The 21,777-nt window shown below is 41.9% G+C and carries 22 protein-coding genes; 3 read left to right on the top strand and 19 right to left on the bottom strand.

Annotation, left to right across the window (positions count from 1 at the left end; all coding sequences use genetic code 11):
* Nucleotides 1–22 precede the first annotated feature (22 nt).
* Nucleotides 23–934: a phosphoserine phosphatase SerB gene (gene serB / locus TY87_RS03790; RefSeq protein ID WP_072839669.1), complete on the bottom strand. Its 912-nt coding sequence runs from the start codon at nt 932–934 to the stop codon at nt 23–25.
* 146 nt (nt 935–1,080) lie between these two features.
* Here serB and TY87_RS03785 point away from each other — a divergent pair, with 146 nt between their 5' ends.
* Nucleotides 1,081–2,523 (top strand): AhpA/YtjB family protein, encoded by a 1,443-nt coding sequence (locus tag TY87_RS03785; RefSeq protein WP_100186027.1) that lies wholly within the window; start codon nt 1,081–1,083, stop codon nt 2,521–2,523.
* Nucleotides 2,524–2,588: 65 nt separating this feature from the next.
* Here the strand turns inward: TY87_RS03785 and rpoS are convergent, their stop codons facing one another.
* The 13 genes from rpoS to TY87_RS03720 form a co-directional block, all read right to left on the bottom strand.
* On the bottom strand, nt 2,589–3,605 hold the full coding sequence (rpoS, locus tag TY87_RS03780) for an RNA polymerase sigma factor RpoS (RefSeq protein ID WP_072839667.1): 1,017 nt from the start codon (nt 3,603–3,605) through the stop codon (nt 2,589–2,591).
* 27 nt (nt 3,606–3,632) lie between these two features.
* Nucleotides 3,633–4,400 (bottom strand): peptidoglycan DD-metalloendopeptidase family protein, encoded by a 768-nt coding sequence (locus TY87_RS03775; RefSeq protein WP_232617058.1) that lies wholly within the window; start codon nt 4,398–4,400, stop codon nt 3,633–3,635.
* A 109-nt stretch (nt 4,401–4,509) separates the two neighbouring features.
* On the bottom strand, nt 4,510–5,439 hold the full coding sequence (locus tag TY87_RS03770) for a DUF368 domain-containing protein (RefSeq protein WP_100186025.1): 930 nt from the start codon (nt 5,437–5,439) through the stop codon (nt 4,510–4,512).
* Entirely contained in the window at nt 5,432–6,097 is a 666-nt protein-coding gene (locus tag TY87_RS03765; RefSeq protein ID WP_269777500.1) for a protein-L-isoaspartate(D-aspartate) O-methyltransferase, read from the bottom strand. The genes TY87_RS03770 and TY87_RS03765 overlap by 8 nt, the downstream gene beginning before the upstream one ends.
* The gene (surE, locus tag TY87_RS03760) at nt 6,094–6,840 is read right to left on the bottom strand and encodes a 5'/3'-nucleotidase SurE (RefSeq protein ID WP_100186023.1); all 747 of its coding nucleotides are present in this window, start codon (nt 6,838–6,840) and stop codon (nt 6,094–6,096) included. Before surE ends, TY87_RS03765 begins: the two co-directional genes overlap by 4 nt.
* Nucleotides 6,821–7,912 carry a tRNA pseudouridine(13) synthase TruD gene (gene truD, locus TY87_RS03755; RefSeq protein ID WP_100186022.1) on the bottom strand — a complete coding sequence of 364 codons (1,092 nt, stop codon included), beginning with the start codon at nt 7,910–7,912 and terminating at the stop codon, nt 6,821–6,823. The genes surE and truD overlap by 20 nt, the downstream gene beginning before the upstream one ends.
* 23 nt (nt 7,913–7,935) lie before the next feature.
* Complete coding sequence (gene ispF / locus TY87_RS03750) at nt 7,936–8,430, bottom strand: 2-C-methyl-D-erythritol 2,4-cyclodiphosphate synthase (protein WP_072839661.1); 495 nt, start codon at nt 8,428–8,430, stop codon at nt 7,936–7,938.
* A gap of 16 nt (nt 8,431–8,446) precedes the next feature.
* Entirely contained in the window at nt 8,447–9,166 is a 720-nt protein-coding gene (gene ispD / locus TY87_RS03745) for a 2-C-methyl-D-erythritol 4-phosphate cytidylyltransferase (protein WP_100186021.1), read from the bottom strand.
* Nucleotides 9,163–9,441 (bottom strand): septum formation initiator family protein, encoded by a 279-nt coding sequence (locus TY87_RS03740; RefSeq protein ID WP_012069014.1) that lies wholly within the window; start codon nt 9,439–9,441, stop codon nt 9,163–9,165. Before TY87_RS03740 ends, ispD begins: the two co-directional genes overlap by 4 nt.
* Nucleotides 9,442–9,551: 110 nt before the next feature.
* Entirely contained in the window at nt 9,552–10,853 is a 1,302-nt protein-coding gene (eno, locus tag TY87_RS03735) for a phosphopyruvate hydratase (RefSeq protein ID WP_100186020.1), read from the bottom strand.
* A gap of 194 nt (nt 10,854–11,047) precedes the next feature.
* The gene (locus tag TY87_RS03730) at nt 11,048–12,682 is read right to left on the bottom strand and encodes a CTP synthase (RefSeq protein ID WP_072839658.1); all 1,635 of its coding nucleotides are present in this window, start codon (nt 12,680–12,682) and stop codon (nt 11,048–11,050) included.
* Nucleotides 12,683–12,879: 197 nt separating this feature from the next.
* Nucleotides 12,880–13,836, bottom strand: a complete 957-nt coding sequence (locus TY87_RS03725; protein WP_100186019.1) for a PDR/VanB family oxidoreductase — start codon at nt 13,834–13,836, stop codon at nt 12,880–12,882.
* A gap of 71 nt (nt 13,837–13,907) precedes the next feature.
* Entirely contained in the window at nt 13,908–15,011 is a 1,104-nt protein-coding gene (locus TY87_RS03720) for an aromatic ring-hydroxylating dioxygenase subunit alpha (RefSeq protein ID WP_100186018.1), read from the bottom strand.
* A gap of 238 nt (nt 15,012–15,249) precedes the next feature.
* Here TY87_RS03720 and TY87_RS03715 point away from each other — a divergent pair, with 238 nt between their 5' ends.
* Nucleotides 15,250–15,975, top strand: a complete 726-nt coding sequence (locus TY87_RS03715) for a GntR family transcriptional regulator (RefSeq protein WP_100186017.1) — start codon at nt 15,250–15,252, stop codon at nt 15,973–15,975.
* Here the strand turns inward: TY87_RS03715 and TY87_RS03710 are convergent.
* Complete coding sequence (locus TY87_RS03710) at nt 15,972–16,268, bottom strand: DUF6482 family protein (RefSeq protein WP_072839654.1); 297 nt, start codon at nt 16,266–16,268, stop codon at nt 15,972–15,974. The genes TY87_RS03715 and TY87_RS03710 overlap by 4 nt on opposite strands.
* 127 nt (nt 16,269–16,395) lie before the next feature.
* On the opposite strand from TY87_RS03710, the gene TY87_RS03705 reads away from it, so the two are divergent.
* On the top strand, nt 16,396–17,076 hold the full coding sequence (locus tag TY87_RS03705) for a nucleoside/nucleotide kinase family protein (RefSeq protein WP_100186016.1): 681 nt from the start codon (nt 16,396–16,398) through the stop codon (nt 17,074–17,076).
* 48 nt (nt 17,077–17,124) lie between these two features.
* On the opposite strand, the gene TY87_RS03700 is transcribed toward TY87_RS03705, so the two are convergent.
* The 4 genes from TY87_RS03700 to tilS all read right to left on the bottom strand — a co-directional run bounded on the left by TY87_RS03700 (nt 17,125) and on the right by tilS (nt 21,708).
* Complete coding sequence (locus TY87_RS03700; RefSeq protein WP_232617062.1) at nt 17,125–19,164, bottom strand: FUSC family protein; 2,040 nt, start codon at nt 19,162–19,164, stop codon at nt 17,125–17,127.
* A 19-nt stretch (nt 19,165–19,183) separates the two neighbouring features.
* A complete protein-coding gene (locus TY87_RS03695) occupies nt 19,184–20,044 on the bottom strand; it encodes an efflux RND transporter periplasmic adaptor subunit (protein WP_100186014.1) in 861 nt (286 codons plus the stop codon).
* A 4-nt stretch (nt 20,045–20,048) separates the two neighbouring features.
* Nucleotides 20,049–20,252 (bottom strand): DUF1656 domain-containing protein, encoded by a 204-nt coding sequence (locus TY87_RS03690; protein WP_072839650.1) that lies wholly within the window; start codon nt 20,250–20,252, stop codon nt 20,049–20,051.
* Nucleotides 20,253–20,391: 139 nt separating this feature from the next.
* Nucleotides 20,392–21,708, bottom strand: a complete 1,317-nt coding sequence (tilS, locus tag TY87_RS03685; protein ID WP_198432025.1) for a tRNA lysidine(34) synthetase TilS — start codon at nt 21,706–21,708, stop codon at nt 20,392–20,394.
* Between the last annotated feature and the right edge of the window lie 69 nt (nt 21,709–21,777).

The following is a 21,777-nucleotide window of genomic DNA, read 5'->3' as shown; positions in this document are numbered from 1 at the left end:
TTCAACGCTTGATAATAAACGACTAAGCAGACAACTCGCGAATTTGTGCAGATGTCATACCCAGCAAATACAAAATACCGTCTAAACCAAGATTATTCATCGGACATGGTGCCTGCTCCCGAACCAAAGGCTTAGCATGCAAAGCTACACCTAAAGCAGCATGATTTAGCATCAATAAATCATTGGCACCATCGCCACAAGCAATAGTCTGTTGCCAATCAACATTTTGTGTCGTAACAATATTCGTCAACAAAAGCTTCTTACGCTCACCATCAACAATATCGCCTAAATGCTTGCCAGTTAATTCATTATTTTTAATTTCTAGCACATTGGCATGCACTTCAGTCATACCATATTCAGCTTGGACTCGGTCGGCAAAATAGGTAAAGCCGCCAGATAAAATCGCCGTATGCCAGCCATAATGATGCAACACCTTCATCAAGGTTGAAATGCCATCCATATGCTGAATTCTGTTATAAACCCCATCCATAACCTCGCTACTCAAACCTTTTAGCAGAGCTAAGCGCTGTACAAAGCTTTCAACAAAATCGATTTCACCGCGCATGGCGCTCGCAGTCACAGCGGAGATTTGTTCACCGATTCCTGCTTCGACTGCCAATTCATCCATTACTTCAGCTTTGATAAGCGTGGAATCCATGTCAAATACAGCAACGCCCGGTGTTTTAATATCTAACATTGACGACTGATAAATATGATCGATACCAGTATCATTAGATAAACGTAAAAGCTCAGTACGAATAGATACGCGATCAAGTAGGCTATCATCAACCATAACTTGCGCCACAGAAATAGCATCTTGAGCATCTGACAACAGACGAATTGCTCCTTGTAAACCACGTGCCTCTAACCAAGCGTTAAATTTATCAAGATATTCAGGGTTCAAAGAACCAATAAGAGTAATACTGGCAGACATAAACGCTCCTAATTCAATAAGACGCCTACTATAGCAAATCGTTTTCTTTTCGCTAAGCACCTGTTCTACTTTAAAGAATTCAGAAAACGGCCGTTATGATGTGTATACTTTACTCATCGTTCTACGAGTTACCCCAAAGGAAGTTAATGGACACCCAACCAAAAACCAAGGCTATCGCTGCTTTCATACGTAAAAAACTCAGTGCGTCAGCCATTACCGTTGCCACCTTTATCTCGCTTATGATTCTCACTGTGTGCATTTTTTGGTACACAATGACCCATGCGCTAGGCAACTATTTATCCCAACAAACTGAAGTATTAGGCAGTAGCTTAGCAACTCAGGCCGCATTCAATGCCACTCAGTCCATCTTAAACAACGATTTATTAAGCTTAAATGTGTTACTCAATCGTCTAGTGGTTGATGACAATATTTTGAGTGCTCGAGTATTTAACAAAAAAGACGAACTACTGGCAGAAGCGGACAGTGGTAATTCTGGGATGCAATCTGAGCAAGATTTTCGGCCAAGTGATACTCGAAGAGTATATAGTTCAAGCATAAAATTCAGAGACGAGATCGTTGGTCATGTACTAATTACGCTAGATAAAACGCCAGCTCAGGCTACATTACAACACCTAAACAATTTGTTAATTGGCGTAGCTATATTTACTTGTACCATTGCGTTATTGCTGGTCATCTTAATCACAAAATGGCTTTTTGCGCCGATCAACGATGCCTCTTCTGCTCTCATTAATTATAGTAAAGGACGAAAACCAACCGAATTACCAAAACCCATATATAAAGAAGCAAAGGCGCTATTCCAAGCGATTGAAAAAATCCAATCCATAGAACGCCCTAAAGAAGAAATAGAAAAGCCCATCAAGACAGAAGAAGAAAGTGCCTCACAAGTGGCAAAGCCTCAATTTGAAATAAACTTTGATGCCATCTTTGAAGAATCCAGACAGCGTAGCTGTGTTCTCTATTTTGACATTCTTAATTTAGATGAGTGGCACAAAGATATGACACCGCTAAAAGTAGCTAATTTATTAACGCCAATCTATCGAGCGATATTTCAAGCAAGCGAAGTCTACTTAGGTCAAGTTCATCAATACGAAAATGACTCAGCGATCGTACTTTTCAGCGCACACAATTGTGAAGATAATTTATATATTAATGCAGTTAGTACAGCACAGCTATTCTTAGGATTGGTTGATAAATTACTGGAAAATGAACTCTATACCGACATCCCTAAACTAAACTTTCATTTAGGATTACATCAAGGTAATACCCAAGTTACCAACATGGTAAAAGAGAATCGCTTTGAGCCAGATCGAATCGAAACACTTTTGACGAGCATTCATCAGTTAAGTGAGTCTGAAAGTATTAACAAACTAGTAATCAGTGATGATATTTTTACCTTATCGCACATACAAAATCGCGTATTCACTGGCCTTCCAGAAGTGATTGATGATAATGGCAAAGAAATATTAGCTTATGAAGTAAAAGGCATGTCAGATAAATACAAACAACAAATCCATAAGCATATTCTTGAGATCGCTAGCCCAGAAGAGCAAGAAGACAATACTTTATAAGCTTACCAAAATCTGAACATAAAAAAACCCGCTTTCATGCGGGTCTTTTTTGTTCAAATTATGTGTTAATCATCAAACCGAATCACATCATCTAATGACAAACCTTCTTTATCCATAATTAAACGCAGTTTTCGTAATGCCTCGACTTGAATCTGACGAACACGCTCACGCGTTAAACCAATTTCAGCGCCAACATGCTCTAATGTGCTGGCTTCATGTCCTCGCAGACCAAAACGACGTGTAATGACCTCACACTGCTTTTCGCTCAACTCATCAAGCCAAAGTTCGATACTATTTAAAACATCGCCATCTTGACGATCCGCTTCTGGCCCCTGATGAAGAGTATCTGCTAAAATTTCAACCAAACTCTTATCATTATTATCCCCTCCGAATGTTGCATCAATTGAGCTAACCTTTTCATTCAGGCCAAGCATCTTTTGTACATCTTCTACAGGACAATCTAGCATTTCTGCAATTTCTTCAGCACTAGGCTCATGATCTAACTTTTGTGTCAGTTCACGAGCTGCGCGCAAATATACGTTAAGCTCTTTTACTACATGAATCGGCAAGCGAATGGTTCTTGTCTGATTCATGATCGCACGTTCGATGGTTTGCCGTATCCACCAAGTAGCATAAGTTGAAAACCGAAATCCACGCTCTGGGTCAAATTTCTCCACCGCTCTAATCAAGCCAAGATTGCCTTCTTCGATTAAATCCAACAGAGATAAACCTCGATTAAGGTAACGTCGAGATATCTTAACAACCAAACGTAAATTACTTTCTATCATGCGCTTACGCGCTTTTTGATCACCCTTTAGTGAAAGGCGAGAAAAATATACTTCTTCCTCGGCAGTAAGCAGTGGAGAAAAACCGATCTCACTTAAATACAACTGAGTAACATCAAGGTTACGACTAGAATCAGCGTCGGCATAACGAGCACTTACAGCCGACTCAAACTCTTCATCAACCAATTCCTCGTCAACAAGCACATCTCCAATGAGCTCATCATCCAGTGTATCAAGATCAAAATCTCCAATATTCGAAACCTTAGCTGCTTCTTTATCCATATTTGCAAACTTCATGTCCCCTCCTTAAAACGCTAATTTCGCTTAATTCATTTTGGGCAAAACATCTAACGGGTCAATAGGCTGACCATCTCGACGAACCTCAAAGTGAAGTAGTGGCCTATCATCTCCCTTGCCACCGATAACAGCAAGAGAATCACCTGCTCGAACATTTTGCTTTTCTTTTACCAATATTCTTTCGTTGTAAGCATAAGCACTAAGATATACATCGTTGTGCTTCACGATAACAAGATTGCCATAACCAATAAGACCGCTGCCTGCATAAACAACCGTTCCATCAGCAGCCGCTTTTACCAATGCTCCTTGCTCAGCCTTTATATCTATACCTTTACTACTAACGCCAGCGTTTGAAAACCCCCTAGTGACCTGTCCATCAACAGGCCAAGACCAACTACCCGATATTTTTTCGTCTTTCGTATCATTTTTAGACAATTTTTCAGGCACTTTGACAGAAACAATCGGATCAGATTTAGAGGGTATATTTTTCGTATTTGATACAATTAAAGGGATAGAAGATGTCGAATTATTAGCGACTGAAGGAGGCGTATTTTGGACGCCAATTAGACGGATTTTTTGCTTAGGATAAATGGTATAAGGGGAATCAATATGATTCGATTTAGCAAGTTCGCGATAGTCTAACCCATAGCGGAAAGCAATAGAGAACAAGGTTTCACCGCTCTGGACACGGTGAACACCAGAGGAAGGAATAGAAGACACACTGGCATTATTTGAGGCGTAAGTTCGATTGTTTTTTGCCGAATAATGCAACAGTTCATAAGAGCATCCTGACAATAAAAAGCACAACAAAACAAGCCGACTTATTAACCAAGCTAGCGATGAACAATCATGACTTTTAAGGACGCAACGGAAGATAATTCTTTACCCCAATATCCGATTTAAATTAATTATTACTATTTGTCGATTTTCGTAAAAATATGTAAGAAATAAGAATCACACTCAAAAACCCTATAAAAACAAACACAACTGGAAGTAAAAAATCAGTCGGCCAATAATAATTGAGGAGCTCCCAAGGCAACACAAGATGCTCTTCTAACGGCAGTTTTTTATCACCTATAACACTCCAAGTATCCGTCACTTTCCAAGGCCATACTTTAACTAGAGCTCCCAGCATAACACCTGTAAGAAATGACAAAGTCATGGACCTTACATGATTGAGCAAATAATGAAGAACTTTAGAAAAGGTTAACAATCCAATCAAAGCACCCGCTGCAAAAACCAAAATAACAGCAAGATCCATACTTTTAACTGCCGAAAGAATAAATCCGTACATTCCAAGCATCAGTAGTAAAAAACTCCCTGAAATACCTGGCAAAATCATCGCACAAATTGCAATCATGCCCGAGCAAAAAACCATGGTGTAAGACGTATTTAACTGAGTTGGAACAAGCAAGGACAAGCTAGCACCAACAGCTACACCAACCATAAGCCCACCAAAATGCCGCCAAGAAAATCCAGATATCTGACTAATTAAGAAATAAGCTGACGCTAAGATCAGCCCAAAAAAGAAACTCCACAAATAGCTCGGATAAACAACTAAAAGATGTGTAATCAAGCCTGCAAGCATAAAAATACTGGTGACAACACCCGCACCCAATGATAATAAAAAAGCACCATCAAAATGCTTCCATAAGCCTTTTAAATCACCTTTAAACAACATAACTAAACTGGCTTTATTCACACCGCTTAATGCATTAATAAGTCGATCATAAACACCTAAAATAAAAGCAATCGTCCCACCAGAAACACCTGGGACGACATCTGCGGCGCCCATTAGCACACCACTCAAATACACTCTAAGCCATTTAGGCATGTTCCATTCCTTCTAATAGGGGTACAAAATACGCAGGTTCTGTCCCTAGACATTTCCAACGATCACCTTCTTTACGCCAACAGCCTATCTGTGGGCTAGGATGATCAATCGGCATAATTAAAATACCTTGCTGTTTCAGACAATCTGTCAAGGCTAACGAAATTTTACTTGCCATTGCGGTAATAATAACGGCATCCATCTCAACTTTATTAGGCCATCCAGTCTGCCCATCACCAAATAAGTACTCAACATTCCTGACTCCCATCAACGACAAACGCCTCTTCGCTTGTAAATAAAGCGGTTCGTGACGCTCGACGGTATGAACTTTATTAAAAAAATGCGACAAAATTCGAGTCTGATAACCCGATCCGGTACCAATTTCCAACACGCGACCAAGCCGAGAATGCGCCAAAAGCCATTCGGTCATTCTAGCTACTGTAAGCGGCTGACTAATGGTTTGATTTCGACCGATAGGAAGTGGCGTTGCTGAATAAGCCAAATGCGAAAACGCAGGCTCTACAAACTCATGACGAGGAATAGAGCCCATCAGGGCCAATAGTTCTTCATGAGTAACCCCATGTTTTCTAAGCTGATCAACCATCTTAGAAGCTTTGGGCTCCGTATGTGAAACTAACCAGTTGAGATCGTGCAGGCTCATAGCGTTATTGTGTCTGTCCATTTTGTAAGAGGAGATTTTGCTTCATAACAAGTCATATCCGTATGAATTGGCGTAATAGAAACATAGCCCTTATTCACAGCACAAAAGTCTGTTCCCTCCGACACATCATGAGGCTCAGACAAAGCACCAATCCAAAAGCTTGGAATGCCTTTAGGGTGTTGAGCTGAAATAGGCGCTTGTGCCTTATGGCGATAACCAAGACGTGTCACCTGTATCCCTTTGAGCTCGCTATATGGGACATCAGGGACATTGATATTCAATAAGATACCAGCAGGCAACTCAAGAGTATGTGAATCCTTCAAAAGCAGCATAATAACTTTTGCTGCAGTATCAAAATGCAGATTCCCAACTAAGGACACTGCTAACGCGGGGCGCCCTAAATGACGAGCTTCCATGGCAGCAGCAACCGTGCCGGAATAAATAACATCGTCACCCAAATTGGCTCCGTGATTAATTCCAGAGACAACCAAGTCCACATCGCCATCAATTACTCCTGACAATGCCAGATTAACACAATCTGTCGGCGTACCATCAACACGATACTGCCCCTCCGCAACCTTAATCGGCTGTATAGGGCGAGACAAGGTCAAAGAGTTACTAGCACCACTACGATTACGATCTGGCGCCACCACTAAAATGGCGTACTCTCGCTGTAAATATTTAGCCAGCGTCTGTATACCAAGCGCATCAAGACCATCATCATTAGCGATCAATATTCTCATGGTATTTCTCTGCAGACTTATCCGTATAATCTATCATTTCACGCAACAGACTGGTCGCAAAACACCCTTTTGGTAAGGAGAATTCAACGATCAATTGCGCATTCCCTTCTTTCTCTCTTAGCAATTCCCACGCCATATTCATCGGCACAAGGCGCGCCAGTCGGCTGTCTCGAGAAAGATCAAAGGCAATCAAAGCATCAACCAAGTCCATACTTTCCGCCAAAGAGTCTTTCATCACTCGCTCACGCTGATGCCCGGTGCCAGCCTCCCAACCCTCACTAATCATAGGTAAAACTGGGCTGATACTGCCTCGCATCACGCTTAAGTGCATCAAAGCGCCTACTTCTTTTACACGGAACTGCTCATCTTTATGCTGAAACTGAGCAATATCACCATCACATAAACGCATCCACATACCATTTTCAACTTGATCGCTTAATGCTTCATTGAAACACCAAGAACGAATAGCTGATAACCAAAAGGATTCTGTCTTTGATAATTTGCGGCGACTTTGCCGCCCTTTTAGGACAAAATCTTTGCCGTAGTGCAAATTATTACCGTTTATACCAAAACGCTGAGGACCATAATAATTGGGTACACCACCTTGTTTTATCAGATTCAAACGCCCTTCTAGCTCGTCTAGATCACCATTAACGTCACGAAGTCGGATAACAAAGCGATTCGCTAAATGCGCGCCAGTGCGAAGCTTTTTCGAATGGCGTAACTGCGCAATTACTCGAACACTTTCCGGCTCTCTAAATGCTTCCTGAATGGTCGTTAAATCTGGTTCTTGATTCAATACATGCAAACAGAACCACTGACGCGTACAAGCATGACGATCTTTCACGCCACTATACGTCACTTTATTCGGAGCAATGCCGACAATTTGAGCCAAGCGTTTAGCAAGGAAATCAGTATTCACCCCTTCCTTTTCAATGAACACAAAGCAAAATTCACCTTTGCCATCAGGCTCAAAACCTAACTGCTCTTCGACGTAAAAGTCTTGCACATGGGTTTTCAAATCCCCAGTAACAGTTGGCTTAGACCAAGCGTATCGCCATTCGGTATTCATACATTACCTTGATTAAAAAGAGCTTAATTAAAATTAGCTTGTGTAAAAATAAGCGCAACAGCTTCTACAGCGATACCCTCTTTTCGACCGGTAAAGCCAAGCTTTTCCGTCGTCGTTGCTTTCACATTCACGACACTGATATCTACTGCCAAATCTTCGGCTATATTTGCTCGCATAGCATCAATATAAGGACGCATTTTGGGTGCTTCAGCAATAATGGTGATATCAATATTACCCACATTAAAACCAAGGGCCTGTATTTCCTGATAAGCACGCTTTAATAAAATTCGACTATCTGCACCAGCAAAAGCAGCATCCGTATCAGGGAAATGCTTTCCTATATCGCCCAAAGCGGCGGCACCTAACAAGGCATCGGTCAAAGCGTGCAATGCGACATCACCATCAGAATGGGCAATCAAGCCCTGAGAGTAAGGGATAGAAACGCCACCAATAACAATATGATCGCCTTCACCAAATTTATGAACATCAAAACCATGGCCAATACGAAAAGGCATCATGATAGTTACTCCTGTGCTATGAATTGCACTTACTGTTTGAACCTAAAATATAAGAAAAAAGCGCCTCAGCAATCAGCAGGTCTTCGGGTAAGGTTATTTTAATATTGCTACTTTCCCCGATAACAAGATCTGGATGCCAACCTGAAAACTCCATCGCAGAGCATTCATCTGTCACCACAACACCATGCGCTTGTGCTTGCTGCAATGCGTCTAATAACGCTTGGGCAGGAAATTTCTGTGGCGTCTGCGCCAACCAGATAGTACCTCTGTCAAGCGTAGCATCAACCAATGGCTGACCTAAAACTTGAAGCTTCACAGTATCTTTCGCTGGCATTGCCAACAACGCACCTTGATCAGAGGTATGGTGAATAATTCGATTCAGTGCAGCTTGGCTTAACAGAGGACGCGCGGCATCATGAACCAAAACATCTTGCTGCATTACATCTACTGTATCCAATAAATAACGCAGACCTTTCTGTACGGTATCACAGCGTTCTTTGCCACCAACAAACATATGAACTAAATCGTGTTGCTGCCATTTCGAGTCAGACCAATAGGCATCATTCTCCCCCACACCAACGAGCACACCAGCAATAAGCGGATGCGAAATGAAAATATCTATAGTGCGATCTAGAATGGTCTGTCCGGCAAGAGGTAAATATTGTTTTGGGCAATTCGCTTGCATACGCTGGCCAACACCTGCGGCAGGAATAATAACCCACAAAGGCTTTATCATTTTTTATTCACCATGCGATAAAACACTTCACCATCTTTTATATACTGAAGTTCGCTACGAACATGCTCCTCTACAGCCTCTTCTCCAAGGCGGAGATCATGCACTTGCGCTCTAAGGGCTTGATTACGGTGCTTCAGACGTAAGTTAATACGCTCTTGATAGGCGATCTGCTTTGCTAGTTCTTCTTGTCGCTTAACGCCCTGCTCACCAAAATACAAATGATAAGATTGATAGCCCACGGCACAGACAAAGAAGAAAATTAACAAACGTGCCATATAACACCCTCAACATCTAAAAAAACATATCCCTCATTATCAAAGGAATCGAAGCAAAAAAAAATAAAAAAAGGGAGAACCAAGTTCTCCCTTTATTAAATCAGGCAATATTAAGCCTGACCTTTGATCTCAGAACGACCTTTATAAGGTGCTTTGCCACCTAATTGCTCTTCAATACGTAGTAATTGGTTGTACTTAGCAACACGGTCAGAACGGCATAGAGAACCCGTTTTAATTTGACCAGCCGCTGTACCAACTGCAAGATCTGCAATAGTCGCGTCTTCTGTTTCACCAGAACGGTGAGAGATAACAACTGTAAAACCAGCGTCTTTTGCCATTTTAATAGCGGCCAACGTCTCAGTTAAAGAACCGATTTGGTTAAACTTGATTAATATTGAATTCGCAATACCGTTATCGATACCACGCTTCAAAATCTTGGTGTTAGTAACGAACAGATCATCACCCACTAATTGGATTTTATCACCCATTAGTTTAGTTTGGTGTGCGAAACCATCCCAGTCAGACTCGTCAAGACCATCTTCGATAGAAACAATTGGATATTGCTTAGTAAGGTCTTGTAAGAAGAAGTTGAACTCTTCTGAGGTGAATTTTTTACCTTCACCTTTAAGGTCATAGATATTTGCTTCTTTGTCGTAAAACTCAGAGGCAGCACAATCCATCGCCAAAGTGATGTCTTTACCTAGCTCGTACCCTGCTGCTGCAACCGCTTCTTTGATAACAGCCAATGCTTCAGCATTAGATGACAAATCAGGCGCAAAACCACCCTCATCACCAACCGCAGTGCTTAAGCCGCGATCGCTCAATACTTTTTTCAGTGCATGGAAGATTTCAGCACCGTAACGCAAAGCTTCACGGAAGTTTGGCGCACCAACTGGTTGAATCATGAACTCTTGAATATCAACGTTGTTATCTGCGTGCTCACCACCATTGATGATGTTCATCATAGGTACAGGCATTGAGTAAACACCTGGAGTACCATTGATGTCTGCAATGTGAGCATATAATGGTACTTTTTTAGAAATTGCCGCTGCTTTCGCCGCTGCCAAAGAAACCGCCAAAATAGCGTTAGCACCAAAAGTAGATTTGTTTTCTGTGCCATCAAGATCAATCATAATGTGATCAAGTTCAGCTTGAGCAAGGGCATCTTTGCCGATTAAAGCGTCACGGATTGGACCGTTAACCGCTGCAACCGCTTTTAATACGCCTTTGCCTAGGTAACGACTTTTGTCGCCATCACGCAATTCTAAAGCTTCACGAGAACCGGTAGAGGCACCAGAAGGTGCGCACGCTGAACCTACGGAGCCGTCTGCCAAAAAAACATCAGCTTCAACGGTAGGATTACCACGAGAATCTAAAACTTCTCTGGCTTTAATATCAACGATTTGACTCATAACAAACCTCTTAAAATAAATGAAAAATCACAAACTGCCTGTTTGCACGACTGAGTCCTTTGCACGATGTTACGAGCGAAGCCAAGACGAGGCAAAAATAGACGAAAAAGCGGAGTTTATAAATTATAAATGAGCATTTTAGTCTATTTTTAACAAAGTATTGGCAAGCACAGTAGTCGTGCGAGGGGCTCTATTTATTTTTCTTTTCCTGCGTATTTTAGTGCCGCATGTACAAAGGCACTGAACAGGCCGTGTCCATATCTAGGTGTTGAAGTAAATTCTGGATGAAACTGACAAGCAACAAACCAAGGATGATCAGCAATTTCGATCATCTCTACTAAGGAATTGTCTTCTGAACGACCTGAAATCGTCAAACCTGCTGCTTCCAACGCATCAACATAAAAGTTGTTTACTTCATAACGATGGCGATGACGCTCTTTAATGACTGCTTTACCGTAAGCATCAAAGGCTTTTGTGCCTTCAGTAAGATTACAGTTCTGCGCGCCAAGACGCATAGTGCCACCTAGATCGGATTCCTCTGACCGGATTTCTTTGGAACCCTCTGCATTAGTCCATTCTGTAATCAGACCAACAACTGGGTTCTCTGCTTTTAAATTAAACTCGGTGCTGTGTGCACCGGCTAAATTTGCCACATTACGAGCAAATTCGATTACCGCTACTTGCATACCCAAACAAATACCTAAGTAAGGTACTTTATTTTCACGAGCATACTGAGCCGTCAATATCTTACCTTCAACACCGCGCTCACCGAAACCACCAGGAACGAGAATTGCGTCCATTCCTTTTAGTACTTCCGTACCTTTTTCTTCAATACTTTCAGAGTCGATGTAGTGCAATTTCACTTTTGTACGAGCATGAATACCAGCGTGATCCATTGCTTCAATCAACGATTTATACGCATCCAACAACTCCATGTATTTACCAACCATGGCGATATTGATTTGCTTCTCAGGGTTCAATTTAGCCTGAGTTACTTTGTTCCAGATATCTAGATTTGGCATATCGCAATCTAGATTGAAATATTCAACGATCAGGCTATCTAACCCTTGGTCATTCAACATTTGTGGAATGCGGTAAATAGTGTCGGCGTCAGGAAGAGAGATAACCGCACGTTCTTCAACGCTAGTAAACAAAGCAATTTTCTTACGCTCTGGCGCTTCAATAGACACTTCAGAACGACAGATAAGAATGTCAGGTTGAATACCGATAGAGCGAAGCTCTTTTACGGAATGCTGAGTAGGCTTGGTTTTGGTTTCGCCAGCAGTACGAATATAAGGAACCAAAGTCAAATGCATGAATAATGCGCGACGTGGGCCCAATTCTACTTTTAATTGGCGAATAGCTTCTAAGAAAGGTTGTGATTCAATATCACCAACTGTACCGCCGATTTCAACCAAAGCAACATCTGCGCCTTCAGCACCAGAGATCACGCGGCGTTTGATTTCATCTGTAATATGTGGAATTACTTGAACGGTTCCACCAAGGTATTCACCACGACGCTCTTTTTTAAGAACATGTTGATAAACACGACCACTGGTAAAGTTATTGCGTTTGCCCATTTTAGTGGAGATGAAACGCTCGTAGTGACCAAGATCTAGATCAGTTTCAGCGCCGTCTTCTGTGACATATACTTCGCCGTGCTGGAAAGGACTCATGGTGCCTGGATCCACGTTGATGTATGGATCTAGCTTTAGCATGGTGACTTTTAGACCACGAGATTCAAGGATTGCGGCCAAAGATGCTGCTGCCAAACCTTTACCAAGAGATGAAACTACACCACCTGTAACGAAAATATATCGTGTCGCCATGAGTGTTTAACCCGCCTTAAAATATAAAAAAATGAGATTTGAAAGCACATAACAATATACCTTCAGGACGGGGGAAAATAATAACATCGGAAGGCATTTCACTCAATGTAAAACACAGTTGTTTTACATTGAGTGAAAGATCTATACCAAGAGAGCTTTGAACAAAGCTAAGAAAGAAGAGGCCAGTTAAAGCAGAACTATAAGTCTAACTCTAAGACTGGGGTTTTAGAGCGAGAACAGCAAGGCATAATCAACTTGCCTTGAGCATGTTCTTTATCCGTTAAAAAGACATCTCTGTGATCAGGAACGCCATCTATAACACCTGTTTGACAGGTACCACATACGCCAGATTCGCAAGACACAGCAAGAAAAATACCGTTTTCATCTAAAGCCTCAAAAATACTTTGATCGACTCCAACATCAAAGACCTCGCCAGTACTGTGGATTTTGACTTTAAATGCGGTATTTTCACTTACATTTTCATCGAGTACCGGCGCTGCAAAGAACTCTCGGTGCAAACGGTCTTCAGGCCAACCTAACATTTTTGCTTGCAATAACACGTAATCAATAAAGCTTGCAGGGCCACAAATATACAATTCAGAATCGTTCGCGTGACGAGACAAAACACTCACCACGTCCATTTGACTAGATCCTGCCACTTCACTGTAGTGAAAGTGCATTTTATCAGCAAAAGAAGCATTTTCTAATGCCGATGCAAAAGCGGCTGTTTCTGGAGATCGGGCACAATAATGAAATTCAAAGGATAAACCTTTTTTTTGCAATTGCTGCGCCATTGGCAATATCGGCGTTACACCAATACCACCAGCAATCAAGACACTGTGACGCGCTACATCCATCAAAGGAAAGTGGTTTTTAGGGGCACTAATTGATAATTCGTCGCCTATCTGCAAGCGGTGCACTTCCTCTGAACCACCTCTTGATTGAGGGTCTTTTAACACTGCTATTTCATAATACTGCCCTTCAGATTGCATACGACACAAAGAATATTGTCGAACCAAACCACTAGGCAAATGAACATCAATATGAGCTCCGGGTTCAAAACTTGGCAAATCAGAACAATCCACGGAACCTAAAACCAATCGAACCACACCTAGCGCTTCAGTCACCACATTTCTTACTACTACCTGAATCATCAAGTACTCCTAATTTATTATTCTTATTTGACAAAAGAGCAACTAGAGCAACTCTCTTGTCAGCGCCTTTGTTAGAAAGAAGCGGTTTGAAGCGGCGCATTTGACGACGAGGACGCTTTAGGCTGCTGTTTAGCCGCCTGCTCTTTCGCAATAATTCGGTCAATCACTCGTCTTGACTGAACGCCACCAGCATCAATATCAAGCTTCAATAAATCATAGTCTGGAAAAGCCAATAAGTTTTGCTGTTGACGTTCAAGCACATCCAAATCTTCAGCAAAAATTTTGCCCTGCCCTTCACGAATAGTATCGGTTAATGCCTGATCTTCTGGTTTGAAATTACGTGCCATACCCCAGAAATACCAAATAGAAGTTTCAGTTTCAGGTGTAATGAAATCCACTACAGTGCTGCTGGCTTTTTTATCCGCAGGCGCATCAAACCCACCATTTCCAGCATGAGCAACGCCAACATCAATCATCACATGAGAAGGCGGACTGAAACGACAAATCTGCCAACGATCCACTAAAACGTCGTCAGCCAAACCATTACCTCGTAGCGCCGATTGCCAAAATGGTGGCGCCATAATGTTTTCCATAAAACGGCTGGTAATGACCTTATCGCCATCCACCGTAGTAGAGACAGGAGACTCATCGATTTCTTTCTGACCAATACTGCCAGCATGCACATAAGTCTCATGGGTCAGATCCATCAGGTTATCGACCATCAAACGGTAATCACAGTTGATATGATACAAGCCACCACCATAAGCCCATTCTGGGTTTACAGCCCATTCTAAATGAGGAATCAAGGCTTTATCGGCTTGAGATTGATCGCCCGGCCACACCCAAATAAAACCATAGCGCTCTTCAACCGCATAGGACTTCATGCAAGGAAAGCCTTTTACACGCTGCAATGGCATTTCTTTAGTTTTGCCATCAGCACCCATTTTTAAACCATGGTAACCACAAACCAAAAGACCTTCTTCGACATAGCCTAAAGACAAAGCGGCTCCGCGGTGTGGACAAAAATCCAATACCGCAGCAATTTCGTTATCGTGGGAACGGTAAAAAGCGATGCTTTCACCGCAAATTTTACGACCAAGAGGTTTGCTGCCCGCAACCTCTTCAGACATAGCCGCGACATACCACGTATTTTTAGGGAAAGTTTGCTGACTCATGAAATTCTCCTGCTTTTATTTTTATTTATTGGATCCAATATAGACAAAATAAATCAAAAAACAATATAGTTATGCATTAATTGGATCCATTTAATACATAATGAATAATAGTCTCCACCCTAAGCAATTGATAAATAAAAGCTTCCCCATTGGATCCAATTATTCCTTTTTCCCCCATATTTACGTTATGATTATTTTTTACGAAAAACGCTGAGGCAAGAGCAATGAGTACTTTCCAATGAGTAAACCTGGACAACAAGTAATCAGTCGATTGCGACAAATGATTTTGTCTGGCGAACTAGAGTCAGGACAACGCCTTGCTGAAATTCCAACCGCAGAACAACTTAGCGTGTCACGCACGCCAGTGCGTATTGCCTTTCGAACCCTAGAACAAGAAGGCTTACTGACCAAATTATCAGGACGTGGCTACATTGTTCGCCAAGTGACGCAAGCAGAGATTAGCGGTTCTATTGAGGTACGAGGCGTGTTGGAGGGTTTGGCGGCAAGACAAGCGGCTGAAAATGCACTATCAAAAGCGCAGAGCAATGAATTGTTACAACTATTAAAACAAGGCGATGAATTGTTTGCTAAAGGTTGCATCAACGAACAAGACCTCGCCATATACCACGACATGAACCAGCGTTTTCATCAAATCATTATAGAAGCCAGTTTAAACCCAGCCATAGCTGAAGCCTTAAGTCGTAACGAGCATCTGCCTTTTGCATCTGTTAGTGCTCTGGCATTTGATCGTAATAATCTAGCCCAAGAATATCGGCGTTTTAACTTTGCTCACATGCAACACCATGCGGTATTTGATGCTATCAGCCACGGACAAGGAAGCCGCGCTGAAGCAATCATGCGTGAGCACGCTAATGCCACACACAGCTATGCGAAAATATTTTCCCAAATGGAAGAAAACGGAGAGAAAATGCACGTTCTGAATAATATAGGCTCGCTAGACTAAGACAAATCAGTATTACCAAGCGGCACTTCTAAGGCGTTACTAATACCAATAGGTTGCCCAACCATTTCGTCATAAGCACTTTGATGACAAAGCACCATAGCGCCAACATTCTTGCCTTTGAACAAAGCTTGCAGATCTAGCTTATTATGACTAGTAAGAAAACGCCCTTGTTCCGTTTGTATATATTCTTCTTTGTCTCCGATCACCACCGACAGCTGATACAAGTTTGACTCCAAAGAATGAAGCTTTACCTTATCGACATGAGAAATCTTTTTAAGCTCTTTTAATAGCATGACAATGCACCTTTGCTGTTTTTATTTAGATACGCATTTAGCCATTACTCAGTTCACATAAAATTGCGAATCGCCGTGATAAGTTCATGCTAAAGTACTGCGATGAATAATAAGAACAGGAAAAACCATGACACTCCTTGATATTAACAGCAGCTATAAAAATTCAGCAGATGTGCAAACTGCATTTGATAAAATCCAAGCTTATATGGACAAGCCAGGTCGCACTTTAATCGGTTTAACCGGTGGACCAGGTTCGGGTAAAAGCACCCTAGCTGACTATTTGCTCGATCATTTTACAAAGCAACAAAACTCGCAAGTTGTTTGCCTTTCAATGGATGGTTTTCACCTGTATAAAGCCCAACTCCAAGCTCTACCTAACTCGGAAGAAGCCTTCGCTAGACGAGGTGCACCTTGGACATTTGATAGCACGGCCTTTGTAGAGCAAGTTAAGAAGATTCAACAAGGTTACCAACAAGACGATATTTTATGGCCAAGCTTTGACCACGCTTTGGGTGACCCTATTGAAGATGATTTATCGATAAAAAAAGAAACAAGGGTCATACTCGTCGAAGGATTATATTTGCTACATCAGCAAGATGGTTGGCAAGAATCTAAAGACTTGTTCGATGAGCATTGGTTTTTAGACATTCCTGTCGAAATCGCAATAGAACGACTAGCAAAGCGACACATGAAAGCTTGGGGCTTCAGTCACGAACAAGCTATGGATAGAATCAATCAGAGTGACGGTTTGAACGCAGAATTAGTTGCAACATACAAAAATCAGGCCGATTGGTTATTAAGAGTCTAAAGCTTATCTAGACTCTTAATTTTTATATTTTTTTGAGACTTCATGTCGCTACGCTCTTTGGGCTGCAATAGCTTCAGCGCTTCTTTCAAATGTCAGGTTGATCCGTAAGAACATACCTTGAATGGCTTCAACCTGATTAGAATCCCCTACAAGACTAATCAACTCATCATATAAAGACTTACAGGCTTTTTCAAAGCCATCATCACACCGACCTTTACTTGCCAATAAAAAAGCATTTGCTAAGGCGGTCTGCCAATTTTCCAATGAGTACAACGGCTGTTTTCCAGCCAAGCTTTCACAGATCGAGCGCAATCGAATAGAAACATGCCCAAGATTTAAAGCGGTCAATGCTAAATCAGTAATTGCACGCGATTTAGAGCCTTGATCATAGTTTGTTAAACGTAACAACCGATCCGCCATACGGCGGTTATACCAAGCAGCTGGGCTGGTATGTTGATCAATTTCCAATAAATCTTGGTAAGTTGTTTTAAAGATACGATGAACTAATAACTGAACACTTGGCCCAGTAATCAGATGAAACACCCAAAATAAAATGCACACGCCTGCAAAAATTGCCATGGCAGAGCTTATTGTGTAATCGATAGAAAAAGCCCGACTCATGTCCCTACTTGGACTAACTAGAATGGAAAAAGGAATACAGAAGCCCAAGCCATAAGGCAGAGTTTGCCGATCCGCAAGAAGCAATAAACCGATAAAATATGGAGCAGCTAGTACAAGCAATAAAATCTCTAATTGCCCGGAACTTTGTGACAATAAATTAAGCGCGAAAAAAACCGCCACAACTACCGCAGCGACAACACCAATCAATAACCTTTTTAGAACAACTTTTAGAACCATCAAAGGCAATCGGGCCAGCATGATTGAAAAAATCACCGGCAAAATCATGATCATTAATGCTGCTGTAGAACCAGTACTTACCCAGATACAAGCACCAATCAAGAACACTACAGTGGTTCGTACCCCAATAATCAATCCAGCTAATGGATCTCGATAACTCAACATACTGGGTGCATTCAACAAGGTGCTATCACGCTCCTCTAATGCTCGATAAGCTCGTAGTAAGACAGTCAACTCTGACGTGATTTCCGCACCAACATTTAGCATGTGAGATTCAAAAGGTGAATCTGAGTTATTTTTAGCGCGATAATCAGCAAGATCACGACGTAATGTTTTAACCTGATCCAAGCAATAGTCAAAATCACTAGACTCAGCAATACGATCAAATGCCTCACGTAATTGATCAAGCAACTGATTTAAGGTAGGCGTTATTAATTCCGCATGACGGCGCTGCAAACGACCAAAAATCTGCACCAAAGCCAATAGAGACAGTACTTTCTGGGCCAATTGATTGGCTGCTCTTGTTCGCCCTGGCCCCTTTGGCCCTTCATAACTGGCGGCACTAGAATCTTCGCTCACCATACCTAGTGTCGCCATAATTCCATCTATTTGCTTATGACGAGTTTCATGGCTACCTGACCTGTCCAGCTCTGTGACTAGATACTGTAGCGTTTGATTAATGACAGATCTTGCCTGCATTTGCAGACTATCTTTCACTTTGACTGGCCAGAACATATGACTGACAACACCCGCACAAATGGACCCGATAACAATTTCGCTTACACGAGCTTGAGCAATATTAAACACTGCCTGACTGTCTGCAGTTGACGGGCTCACCATCACCATCAAAACAATGATTTCTGACGTTACCGCAGCCATGGCAAATGCATAAACGAAATTAGCTTGTCGCACCAGAGCGGATAAGGCGGAATTCAAACCCAGCCATAACGCCAAGACACCCAAAGCCAAATAGGGGTATGGCATCAATTGAGTTAATAATAAAATGCCAAATAAGCCACCTATAATAGTGCCGACAATTTGGCAAATGGCTTTCTCAACGACTAAGCCACTTTCAGGACGCATTTGCAAAAAGACAGCGGAAACTAACGCCCAATAAGGCCGATCGAGATTCAAAGAGAGAGCAATCGTTAACGCCATCGCCATTGCAATAACGCCTTTGAGCGCAAAAATAACCGCCTGCTTTTCAGGTAAAAACAGATTACGAAGCACGATTCCCAAGGCTATCTCCTTACTGCTTAGTAAGATGAATAGTGGCCGTCATACCAGCGCTCAATTGTGTTTCTTCTGCTAACGGATCTAACTTGATATCTACCGGAATGCGTTGCGATAAGCGAACCCAGTTAAAGGTTTGCTGAACCTGCGGCAAAAGCTGACCATTACTCTGAGTATTGGTATTCGCTATGGCTTTACCAATACTCACAACATGACCCGTTAATGGCTTACCACCGCTCAATAAGGTTATTTTTGCTTGTTGATTCAAATGAACCAAGGGTATTTTGGTTTCCTCAAAATAGCCAGTTACATAAAAGGAATCTGACTGAACAATGGCAAAAACCGAGGCTCCTTGGCCGACATAATTTCCCTGACGTAAATTCAAGTTAATAATATGACCTGACACAGGTGCACGCACTTGAGTTCGGTCTAAATTAAGCTGAGCTGTCGCTTGCTGGGCTACAGCCAAATCATAATTTGCTTTGGCGATTTCAGTACTGATACGAGAAGACTCTAAATCTTCAGCGCTAATGGCTTTTTGACTAAGCAATGCAGTACGTCGTTCGTACTTATGTTTTGCCAACTGCCAAGAATACAAAGCATTTTCTGTGTTGGCTTTACTTTGATTAAATGCCGCTTGATAACGCTTTTGATCAACACTGAACAGTAAATCACCTTCTTTAACGGCCTGATCATTGGTGATATTCAGATTCGTTACCCAACCAGACACATCAGGAGCAACCGTCACTATGTCTGCACGAATACGGCCATCACGAGTCCAAGGGGAATGCATATAATCATTCCACACCCAGCGTCCAGCAAAAATAGCAGCCACAACAACCAACACAGTCAAAAGAATACGTAGATATTTCGCCATTGATTTATCTTCCACCTAATAAATAAACAGTTAGTGCCAAGTAACAAACAAATAATGACACTTCAAACCAAGCCACTCGCCAAATACGATCGTGCCAGTCCAAGCGATGAAGAGCAAAACGAGTTAACGCTGCCAATAAGAAAGCAATCGGAAAATAAATGACCAAGGGACTAAATTCTAAACCACCAAAAACAACCACATGAAGCATTATGAATATCCTGTCGTTAAGACGTTAGACAGTGTTACGAATCACTCAAAAACAGATAGCGTATTAAGAATAGAATTTTATCGCGATAACACCAACTAATTGTGCAGCTAACAGCCAAATAAAAACACAATAATAACAATTAGCTACATTTTGCTCTTGGCAGTGGTAGCGCTGAACTTGGTTGCCACTTAATTTCGAGATAAGAATAATCTGGATGTAACCATAGATCACCAATAGCAACCAATGCATCACCTAAGTACAAGTAAGGAAGATGTTCACGCCACCAGTTTGGTATCGCTTCATCGTTAAGCCATTTTTTTAACTTACGAGTTTTGCCATTGGGCATCATTAAACTCTCACCCTGAGGACGAGCCTTCAACACACAAGCATCACTGCCACTTACACAAATTTCGTCAAATGGGCGTGGCAAAGTCTCACCAGAAAACAAAGCTGCCAGCTTAACGGCTTCATCAGGTGGCAGGAGGTAAACCGCATTTTGATGGCGCATTATCCGTCCATGGGAAAATTCAAATTCAGGTTGTTTATCTTCCGCACTGGAAAACATCGCCTCAATACTTTCCAACTGAGCTTGCGGTAATGACACCCCTTTATCCTGTAAAAAATGTCGCCACCAAAAAAGCCGTTCTTCAATCGATTTATCAGCAATATTAGATAAAACCAAACCGCCAAGTTCGTTGCACCAAGCAACTAACTGCCGCTGAGCAAACAGAGAAAGCATGGCATAATCCGTCGCAATTCGTTGCGCACTGGAGACGATATTTTGCTCCATTTTTGGAAAGCGTTCTTTCAGAACCGGCACAACACTTTGACGAAGAAAATTACGCGTAAAATGCTCGTCGGCATTGGATTCATCATGAATCCAAACAAGTTGTTGCTGCTGAGCGTAATCTTCAATATCGTTTTTTGAAGCAGCTAACAAAGGACGTATCAAACGAGTACTGCCATAACCAAGCAGCCTTTCGTATGGAATACCAGATAAACCCTTTCCGCCCGTTCCTCGCAATAAACGAAACAACACAGTTTCAACCTGATCACCAGCGTGATGAGCCAACAGAATCACATCCCGATCACTCATTAACTTTTGAAAGGCTTGATAACGAGCATTACGAGCCGCATCTTCTAGAGAAGCCTGAGCATCTAACTGAACTCGTTGTGCGATAAAAGACACGCCAAGGTTGTCACAAACAACCTCACAATGCTTTAGCCAATCATCGGCATTAATACTCAAACCATGATGGACATGAAGCGCTACAAGCTTTTGTTTTTGCTCCACTGATATTTGATTAACCAAAGCATGCAGCAAGACATGGGAATCTACGCCGCCACTAAAGCCAATCCAGACTTTATCTACCTCAGAAAATAAGGAATCTATCCACTCAGCATTAAATCTAAGAGGCGACAAAGAAATTAGTGATTTAGGAGTTGAGCGTTTCATCATAAAGTCTGGGAGCAAAGTGCCTTAAACGTAAGAAACAAAAAAGCCCCCAATATAGGAGGCTTTTTA

This window comes from Marinomonas sp. BSi20584, assembly GCF_002792415.1.
GTDB classification, from domain to species: domain Bacteria; phylum Pseudomonadota; class Gammaproteobacteria; order Pseudomonadales; family Marinomonadaceae; genus Marinomonas; species Marinomonas polaris.
The sequence above is the reverse complement of the archived record's forward strand: the minus strand, read 5'-3'. Positions and strand labels throughout refer to the sequence as shown.